Annotated in this window: 10 protein-coding genes; 6 read left to right on the plus strand and 4 right to left on the minus strand. The window is 37.9% G+C overall.

Annotated elements, in window-relative coordinates:
* Positions 1-10: 10 nt before the first annotated feature.
* The gene (locus ACFWE9_RS23875) at positions 11-427 is read right to left on the minus strand and encodes a DUF2690 domain-containing protein (RefSeq protein ID WP_230162101.1); all 417 of its coding nucleotides are present in this window, start codon (positions 425-427) and stop codon (positions 11-13) included.
* A gap of 415 nt (positions 428-842) precedes the next feature.
* Between ACFWE9_RS23875 and ACFWE9_RS23880 the strand changes: the two genes are divergently transcribed.
* Entirely contained in the window at positions 843-992 is a 150-nt protein-coding gene (locus ACFWE9_RS23880) for a hypothetical protein (RefSeq protein WP_230162099.1), read from the plus strand.
* A gap of 330 nt (positions 993-1,322) precedes the next feature.
* Here ACFWE9_RS23880 and ACFWE9_RS23885 read toward each other — a convergent pair whose 3' ends face one another.
* Both ACFWE9_RS23885 and ACFWE9_RS23890 read right to left on the minus strand, forming a co-directional pair.
* A complete protein-coding gene (locus ACFWE9_RS23885) occupies positions 1,323-1,943 on the minus strand; it encodes a class D sortase (protein ID WP_377359139.1) in 621 nt (206 codons plus the stop codon).
* Position 1,944: 1 nt separating this feature from the next.
* Positions 1,945-3,354, minus strand: a complete 1,410-nt coding sequence (locus tag ACFWE9_RS23890; protein ID WP_377359142.1) for a processed acidic surface protein — start codon at positions 3,352-3,354, stop codon at positions 1,945-1,947.
* Between the two features lie 243 nt (positions 3,355-3,597).
* Here ACFWE9_RS23890 and ACFWE9_RS23895 point away from each other — a divergent pair, with 243 nt between their 5' ends.
* The 4 genes from ACFWE9_RS23895 to ACFWE9_RS23910 all read left to right on the plus strand — a co-directional run bounded on the left by ACFWE9_RS23895 (position 3,598) and on the right by ACFWE9_RS23910 (position 7,640).
* Entirely contained in the window at positions 3,598-4,329 is a 732-nt protein-coding gene (locus ACFWE9_RS23895; RefSeq protein ID WP_377359151.1) for a GntR family transcriptional regulator, read from the plus strand.
* Complete coding sequence (gene gntK / locus ACFWE9_RS23900) at positions 4,322-5,866, plus strand: gluconokinase (protein ID WP_377359144.1); 1,545 nt, start codon at positions 4,322-4,324, stop codon at positions 5,864-5,866. The genes ACFWE9_RS23895 and gntK overlap by 8 nt, the downstream gene beginning before the upstream one ends.
* Before the next feature lie 18 nt (positions 5,867-5,884).
* Positions 5,885-7,231, plus strand: coding sequence for a GntP family permease (locus tag ACFWE9_RS23905; protein ID WP_230162091.1), 1,347 nt, complete (start codon positions 5,885-5,887; stop codon positions 7,229-7,231).
* Positions 7,232-7,448: 217 nt separating this feature from the next.
* Positions 7,449-7,640: a hypothetical protein gene (locus ACFWE9_RS23910; RefSeq protein WP_377359147.1), complete on the plus strand. Its 192-nt coding sequence runs from the start codon at positions 7,449-7,451 to the stop codon at positions 7,638-7,640.
* 65 nt (positions 7,641-7,705) lie between these two features.
* Here the strand turns inward: ACFWE9_RS23910 and ACFWE9_RS23915 are convergent, their stop codons facing one another.
* Entirely contained in the window at positions 7,706-7,864 is a 159-nt protein-coding gene (locus ACFWE9_RS23915) for a hypothetical protein (RefSeq protein ID WP_377359149.1), read from the minus strand.
* 148 nt (positions 7,865-8,012) lie between these two features.
* Here ACFWE9_RS23915 and ACFWE9_RS23920 point away from each other — a divergent pair, with 148 nt between their 5' ends.
* Positions 8,013-8,780, plus strand: a complete 768-nt coding sequence (locus tag ACFWE9_RS23920) for a yteA family sporulation protein (RefSeq protein ID WP_230162086.1) — start codon at positions 8,013-8,015, stop codon at positions 8,778-8,780.
* Positions 8,781-9,608 lie beyond the last annotated feature (828 nt).

Genomic DNA, 9,608 nt, shown 5'->3' on the forward strand with positions numbered 1-9,608 from the left:
ATATAATATATTAATAACGACCGGTGTTCGCAGAAATAATAAGAGCCCCGTTTGAAGAATAAATACCCGCTTTGGCCAAAGCATTATACGGATCTTTATCCCATAATTGAGCGGTATAACATGAGGTCTGACCTTTCATGATCCATCCGTTACCACCGGAACTAGCACAACTTGTATATGCTCTCTTAGAACTGCCATTATAACTATCAACCCACACATTCGCATAATAATCATGCGGTGCAGCCGAATAAAACTTTACGTAACCCCAAGCCGTATGACAATACGCACTTCCTTTTAGCTGCACATATCCAATTTTCACACCGTTTTTATAGATATATTCTGTTTCATAGGTGATTGGGCTTTTATTGGCACAACCAGTCGAATAAGGATTTGTATTATCATAGGACAAGGCATACGCTTTATTCATCGGTGATATCGCAAAAAACAGACCAAAGACAAGAGTAACTGACATCCCAATATTTAATAATTTTTTTATAATAACCTCTCTCCTTTCCTTCTTCTAGACTTTACCATGTAAAAATTGATATTTCTATGTGCCACGGGACCATTTTCCATTTAATTACATATTCCCATTTTCCGGCTATCTATTTAGTTAATTAGGTACTAAAGAATGAATCTTCTCTAATAATCCATTCTGCTCCGTTAGTTTACTTACACAAAAACGATAATGGACATCTTAAATACCCAAGGAATGCAGTTTACTTATACAATATGACTGTTTGAATATACAGATAGTCTCCCGGGTGCAACATAATCACTAATAAATTACTTTGGAATATTTTTTGATTTACTACGAATCCTAATTTTAGGAGGCGACAAAAATGAAAAAACAAGAAAAATCAAAAAATATTGGCCAAAAAGCCGATTCAATGAATGCTATGGATCAGGGGTTAAACTTGTTTCCACAATTGATTAATAACGCTACCGGTATTGACAAGGGAAACGATGGTAAAGTCAATAAAAATGATTAACAAACGCCTTTTTAGGCGTTTTTCTATCTTCCTCACGATTTTCTCCCTCTTACCTCCGTCACCAAATTGGCACCCTTTAAAAGTGCTAACACATCCTCTAGCTTACGAAGAGATTCTTAATTAAACTAAACTCTTTCGTCATTTTGTCCGTCATAATCAGTGTTTACTGAACATCATCTGTTTTAAAGAAAGTCCTATCATACACGTTGATTATACATTCTTTAGAAGCTAAAAAAGTCCCAATAGGGTTTAACCTATTGGGACTCTCGCGTATTAAGTTAATAGAAGGAATGCTGAAGCCAGTAGGTGCACCATATATTCGCCTTTTTATTAACCTACTGTTTTTGAAGTAAGATAAGCGACAAGTACATAGCGTTCAGGAGCTGATCCAATATAATCAAAGGGATAACATGTACTGACGGTTAGTGTCGCTCGTGGTTTTGGAACGATTACGGTTCGATCATCCTCATCCACAATGCGAACTTTATTGACTTTGTATGTGAACTCTCCTGCCGAAGTTCTTACAATCAACAAATCTCCCTCGCCAACTTGCCCAAGTTTACGGAATACCGTATCTCGATGACCAGAAAGAACCGAATTGTCATTTTCACCTGGTAGCACACTTCCTGCAAAGTGACCTACACCTTTCTCCAGTTCATTCTCGTTTGTGCCATGGAAAATAGGGAGTGTTGCTTTTAGTTTGGGTATATACAGTTCCCCCATTTCTTCACCCGTTTTTGGGCGGACAGGATAAAGCTCTTCCTTTGTTGTTTTATTACTTGGTGGTTTATGTACTGTTTCTTTTACTTGGCTACTTGGAGCATGAGTCTTATATAGAAAGTAGCCTTTTGCAAACTTATACATATTAGATGTGGAAAACCAAACCCCAAATAAAATGATAGCAATTGTACATGAAAGCAGAAGAAACCGCCTTTTCTTTAATTGTTTCATATTAAGCGTTCCTGATTTTTCGATACATCATGCATCCCAGCAAAACGATGAACAGTCCTAAAAGGGCGTTAGGGATGTAATCCGATGCGGTCTTTGGCAGCTTGGCCCCTTTTACCGTTTGATGTTCCGATTTAGTATGAGAGCTAATTTTTTGTTTTACTGGTTTTGCAACGGGTGCCTTTTCAATGGTCTTTGCCACCTCTTTAGCAGATTCCTTTATTTGTTGCCCTGCATTCGTAAGAGTGTCAGAATCGACCATATCACCCGTAATCAAAAGATCAGCCAAGAACTTCCCGTCTGTAGTGTATATCGCAATTTTTAGGTTAGCACCCTTCAATTCATCCATTTTCATTAAATCAAAAAGAGAAATAGGCGATTCCGAACCGCTTTTCACAAGCGAATAGGATACTTTAAGCTTAAAGATGGAAAGTAATTCTTCATAGATAGATGCCATTTCAGCTATTTGTTCGGCTGAAAGCTCGGTTGCTACGTCAAATTCCTCGAAAGCCATCATACGGTTGCCCAATTCTTCAAGTCGCTTGACTGTTTCCGGATTGGAAAGATGCTCTTCCAAAGACATTAAATGGTCTTCAAGACGCTGTAGTTCCTCTTCGGTTAGACCGAGTTCTTCCTCGAAAATAGGAAGAAGATCTTCGGCAACTTCACCATCCAATTCCCCGCCAGTAAGGGTCCAAACAGTTTCTTCAAGATTATCTATGTATATATAATCGTTAATATCTTCACCATTTTCCTCTAACAATTGAAGCAGGGATTGTTTATCCAGTTCATAATTCTCATTAAAATAATCTAAGTTACTTAAGTCTGCCTTTATGACGTCACCTAAGAACTCGCTAAGCTCTTCGACAGATTCAAAGTCTTCCGTGCTCATTTCATAGGGTTCTAATGACACTTCGATATCTTCTTTTGTTACTTCGAAGCCTCTTTCCTTGCTAACCTTTGCTAAATAATTGACTAATTCTTGGTCAAAGTTTGGATCTCGTTCAAAATCGCCCTCTTCTTTATAGAAATAAACAGCTTCATCGAGGTCCCAGAAAAAGATATAATCATCCAGCTCTTCTCCGTTCTCGTTCAACAGTTTAATTAGACTCTCATTAGTAAGATTATAATCTTCATAAATAGGCTTTAAATTGCTTAAATCTGCTTTTATAACTTCTCCTAAAGTATCTTTAAGCTCATCAATAGATTGAAAGTTTTTAATACTTTCATCGTAAAAAGAAAGCGACGTTTCAATATCATCCTTCGTCACTTCAAAGCCCCTAACAAGGCTTACCTCCTTTAAATACTTTTTAAATTCCTGGTCAAAATTATTGCTTTGAGCAGCCGATGCTAATTGCGGGAATAAGCTAATTAACAACGTAAGGGAAAGTAATGTGTTCCACAGTTTTTTCATTCTGTTCTCCTATTCATAACATTTCTATGTTTCTTGAAAATTATAAGGGAATAACATTAACTTAACAATGAGGGTATTTTTTACCAATAAGGGAAAAATGATATTTTTCTTACTTTTTAAGGAATGTTTCTTCTGTTGAGGGGACGGGGTGTAATGGGCATCGATTTAAAAGCGTTTGCAAAATCAAAAATCTTCGTTATAATACTTGTATACAAGTATACTCGAACTCAAGAAGGTGAATGTATGGACGATTCAAGGGAATTTCTTTATCCCACTAAATGGCTCTCAAAAGCCTCTGCTGGTGAACGTGTTACATGTGAGCTAAGAATGCGTATCATTTCCGGGAGAATTGAAAGCGGTACCATATTATCGGAAAATAAATTAGCTGCAGATTTTGCTGTAAGTCGCTCACCCATTCGTGAAGCATTAAAAATCCTCGCATCCGAAAATATTATCCGATTAGAAAGAATGGGTGCCGTTGTTATAGGTTTATCAGAAAAAGAAATCGAAGAAATTTATGATGTTCGTTTACTTATAGAATCGTTTGTATTTGAACGCCTAGTAAGGATGGACACGAATCATTTAGTAAGGGAACTTAGTAAAATACTAGAAATGATGAAAGTCGCAATCAAATATAATGATGCTGATGAATTTTCCTATCAAGATGTCTTGTTCCATGAAACGATTATCCGTGCAGATAATCATTCATATATCTTGATGATCTGGAGTAATTTAAAACCCGTAATGGAAAGCCTCATCTTAATTTCGATGCGTATGCGTTTCAAAGAAAAGTATGAAGACTTCACGCGGATTGTAAAAAATCATGAGCTTTATATTGAAGCGATCAAAACAAAAGATAGAGACCTCATGATTAAGACTTTTCATGAGAACTTTGATGATGTTCAAGGTAAAGTAGAAGACCTATGGATGTCACAACAAATGCTTACAAAAGGAGTCGTGCAACAAGATGACTAACTATATGTTGGGTGTAGATATCGGAACCACAAGTACGAAAGCCGTGTTATTTAGTGAAAAAGGCGAGGTCATCCAACAAGAAAATATGGGGTACCCGCTTTATACACCTGCTATATCGGCTGCAGAACAAAACCCAGAAGAGATTTTTCAGGCAGTTCTACAAACCATTTCAAATATAATGAAACATCACTCACAAAAAAAGCTATCGTTCATTTCATTTAGCAGTGCCATGCATAGTGTCATTGCCATGGATGAAAATGACCTACCGCTGACGTCTTGCATCACTTGGGCAGATAATCGAAGTCAAGCATGGGCACATCATATAAAAGATGAGATGAATGGCCTGGAAATCTATAAACGAACAGGAACACCAATTCACCCCATGTCACCATTGACTAAAATAACTTGGATCGTGAACGACCTTCCTGAAATCGCTGTCAAGGTTAAAAAATATATCGGAATTAAAGAATATATTTTTAAAAAGTTCTTTGATCAATATATTGTAGATTATTCACTAGCTTCAGCCATGGGCTTGATGAATCTCAAAACACTGGATTGGGATGAAGAAGCATTAAAAATTGCTGGAATCACATCTTCCCAATTATCTGATCTTGTGCCAACAACCAAGATATTTACCAACTGTGATTCCGATTTAGCCAAACAGATGGGCATTGATCAACAAACACCATTTGTCATCGGAGCCAGCGATGGAGTCCTTTCTAATCTAGGTGTAAATGCGATACGAAAAGGCGAAATTGCTGTAACAATCGGGACAAGCGGTGCCATTCGAACCATTATTGACAAGCCGCAAACTGACGAAAAGGGAAGAATATTTTGTTATGCCTTAACCGAAAAGCACTGGGTAATTGGCGGACCGGTAAACAATGGCGGGATGGTCCTTCGCTGGATCCGTGATGAGCTTGCCTCTTCAGAAGTAGAAACAGCGAAAAGATTAGGAATTGACCCTTATGATGTATTAACCAAGATTGCAGAACGTGTAAGACCAGGATCTGATGGATTATTATTCCACCCATACCTTGCTGGTGAACGTGCGCCATTATGGAATCCAGACGTACGTGGATCATTCTTCGGTTTAACGATGTCACATAAGAAAGAACATATGATTCGCGCTGCCCTAGAAGGAGTCATTTACAATTTATACACCGTCTTTTTAGCCTTAACCGAATGCATGGAAAGTCCTGTGACCCGTATTCAAGCCACAGGAGGCTTTGCAAGATCAGATGTTTGGCGGCAAATGATGTCTGATATTTTCTCATCTGAAGTAGTTGTCCCAGAAAGCTACGAAAGTTCCTGTCTAGGAGCATGTATTCTAGGCTTATATGCCACAGGAAAAATCGAATCATTTGAAGTCGTTTCTGAAATGATTGGCAGTACCAACAAACACACACCAAAAGAAGAAGCAACAAAAGAATATAGGCAATTACTGCCGATTTTCATTAATCTATCTAGAATATTAGAAGAAGATTATACACGGATTTCCAATTATCAAAGAAGCTTAATTAACACCACTAGATAACTAATTGGAGGAATTAGCATGCCATTAATCATTGTAGCAGTTGGGATTTTAGCATTACTACTATTAATAATGGGCTTAAAATTAAATACCTTTATTTCACTAATCATTGTATCGTTCGGAGTTGCTTTATTACTTGGGATGCCCTTGGACCAAATTGTAAAATCAATTGAAGCTGGACTAGGCGGAACACTTGGTCACTTGGCGTTGATCTTTGGGCTTGGAGCGATGCTGGGCAAGCTAATCGCAGATTCAGGGGGCGCTCAACGAATTGCGATGACGCTCGTTAACAAATTTGGAGAAAAATATATTCAATGGGCCGTGGTTGTTGCTTCATTTATTATCGGAATCGCTCTATTTTTTGAGGTGGGATTAGTGCTATTAATTCCAATCGTATTTGCCATTTCAAAGGAATTAAAGGTCTCTATTTTACATCTCGGAATTCCGATGGTGGCAGCCTTATCCGTGACACACGGTTTCTTACCGCCACATCCAGGACCAACCGTCATTGCTGGTGAATATGGTGCAAACATTGGTGAAGTATTACTTTACGGTTTTATTATAGCAATCCCAACAGTCATTTTAGCTGGGCCATTATTTACTAAACTAGCTAAAAAGCTTGTACCTGAATCATTCACTAAAACTGGGAATATTGCCTCTTTAGGTGAACAAAAGGTATTTAAACTTGAAGACACTCCTGGTTTTGGTATCAGTGTATTTACCGCAATGCTTCCCGTTATTTTAATGTCTATTGCTACGATTATTACTTTGCTTCAAAAAACAATTGGATTTGAAGATAATAGTTTACTAGCAGCTATCCGTTTCATTGGTGATGCATCAACATCCATGTTGATTTCTTTACTTGTTGCAATCTATACAATGGGATTAGCAAGAAAAATCCCAATCAAAAATGTCATGGAATCTTGTACAACCGCCATCACTCATATTGGGATGATGCTATTAATCATCGGGGGCGGCGGAGCCTTCAAACAGGTATTAATTGATGGCGGCGTAGGTGACTATGTAGCCGAATTATTCAAAGGAACTTCGCTATCACCCATCTTGCTTGCTTGGATCATTGCTGCAATTTTACGTATATCCTTAGGTTCTGCAACTGTTGCAGCTTTAACAACTGCCGGTTTAGTTATTCCGATGTTAGGACAATCCGACGTTAATCTTGCCTTGGTTGTACTCGCAACTGGAGCGGGTAGTTTAATCGCTTCACATGTTAACGATGCAGGTTTCTGGATGTTTAAAGAGTATTTTGGCCTAAGCATGAAAGAAACATTTTCAACCTGGACATTACTTGAGTCAATCATTTCTATTGCTGGATTAGGTTTTATTCTATTACTAAGCCTATTCGTATAAACCTATTTCAGGGCAGCTTCTCACCTATAGCCTTAGAATTTTTAGAGCTATAGGCGAGAATTTTGTACATAACCGTCATTCAGAATTTCAAGCTGGCCTTTCCCGGATCTAACAGGGATAGGCCTTTTCTTTTGAATATTTTCTCAGCTTTATGAATTACACGATTCCCTCTTTTAATAAAGATCAAATCATAATTTTTTTCTTTGTAGGGGATGGAATGGAACCAGATCACCGAGAATTAAATCGCTTGATGTCAGCTTGCCCACGTGGAACTAACACCATAATTCAAATGCCATATGGTAGGCCCTCTATAACTAATTCAACATCCAACGTAACGGTTTCCACTGATGATGTAACAGCGTTCGCTTCAGGTAAACTCCGTCCTTCTGCGGGTTATTTCGTACAGTGATCACCTCTTCTGAGTTGTACCTGTATATCTGTCATACAGTTTTTTCACCAACTTTTCGAGGTGATCTATAGTTTCCTTCCTGTAGCCCCCACCGATTTATCTGAATTTCCCCGATTGTTGTAGTCCTTATCATTTACGCCTTCTTGATGATTTTCTTTGCCCAAATATTGTCCTTGGTGGTTTTTCTGAGATTTAATAAATTTGTCGAAATCAATGTTAACCATTCTAAACCCCCCTAAAATTTCTTTAGCCTTTCAGTCTTATGATACATCCTAAGAAGTTTTTTATTCGATGAGGAAGTTTAAAAACAAAAAACTTCCTTACATAATTGGAACTAATAAGCACGAAAATATAAATGAAAGGGGTTTGTTTATGTTAACATCTCAAGTATTAGCTGAGTTTCGCTCGCAGTTGCTTAAGGAGAAAAAAGAACTTGAAGCCGAATTTAAAGTGAATGATAATTTTGGCTTTGACTGGGAACATCCCTATGAGTCAGTGGGAGAATTATCAAGCTATGATAACCATCCAGGAGATGAAGGGACGGAATTATACGAACGGGAAAAAGATCTTGCCCTCAATGAGCATGCTACTAATCATTTAACCAAAATCAGCAGGGCTCTTGATGCGATGGATAATGGAACATACGGAACGTGTCAGGAATGTGGTAAAGAAATTCCTTTTGAAAGACTAGAGGCACTTCCTTACACAACTTTCTGTAAAGACCACAGTCCAGATCAAGTCGTATCCCATAATCGTCCCGTTGAAGAAGAGGTGCTCATGCCTCCATTTGGAAAATTCGATATGGATAATCAAGATGAAAATGTAAGCTATGATGCAGAAGACTCGTGGCAGGATGTCGCGCAGTATGGAACATCTGAAACACCATCTGACTTTGCTTTTACAGATGATAAAGACTCTTATAATGACATGTATAACGAATCACTTGATCCGATTGGATATGTGGAATCTTATGAAAACTTTGTAGGGACTGATATTTCCGGAAAAAATATTACCGTTTACCCGAACAGTCAGCACGAACAGTATGAAGAAGCACTTGATGAAGATGGCATCATGACTTCATTTGGGGACTTACCTGCATACGAACATGATCCTTACGTCGAAGATGAAGATAAAAGTTAACGACCGGCAAAACAAAAACCAGCTTCTGAGGAAGCTGGTTTTGATAATCTGAACATTTTTTTCATGGTTATGGCATCCCATGGATAGGAGATAAGCTCTTATAAATAATCAAATATATCGATTAAATTCCTTGCAAATATTTTCTAAAGTGAATTAGAAGGCGTATGCTATTGACCAAAAGGCTGTTGTTGATTGGCTGGTATTCTACAATGCAGTTGTACCGCATTTTCATGTAAATTTATATCGTTGTTCACCATTTTCGGTCGGTACCTTAAGGATAAGAATGATAGATTATCAATAATGAAAATATGGATTTTGCTGGAGTTGTTGAGGCAGATTATATGCGGCATTCTCTTACTCCCTAAAAATATAATATAGGCTACCTACAGTTTGCAGGCAGCCCAATCCATAATTAATATTCAATTTTTCAGTGGCACAGGTTTAGCGAGATGATGAGCCCCCTTGTCCTGCTAATTGAGATTGAGCTCAACGGATTTTTCATCGCTAGCATCCGCTCCCATTATATAGTCTGCATATGGTCGCTAACATGCAAGACGCCTGTATCACATAGAGCATGCGTTTGCCTATAGATGCTTAATTAACGGAATGGCATGTTCACCTATTTCTTCATGATTCAAATAGCGACATCTATGTTGTTTTCTTAATATAATAAGGGGAATCGGTCTCTTCTTCAGCTAACCTGCCCGTTTATTGCATAAAAAAAAGAGCTGATTGTGAAGTGAACCCAAAAAGTTAGACACTTTATTTAATTAGGCAGCCTTGAGGGCATGAATCCGGTAATCTACCGGGCTCATGCCTTTTAATTTT

Source organism: Peribacillus sp. NPDC060253, assembly GCF_042727425.1.
Taxonomy (GTDB): Bacteria; Bacillota; Bacilli; order Bacillales; family DSM-1321; genus Peribacillus.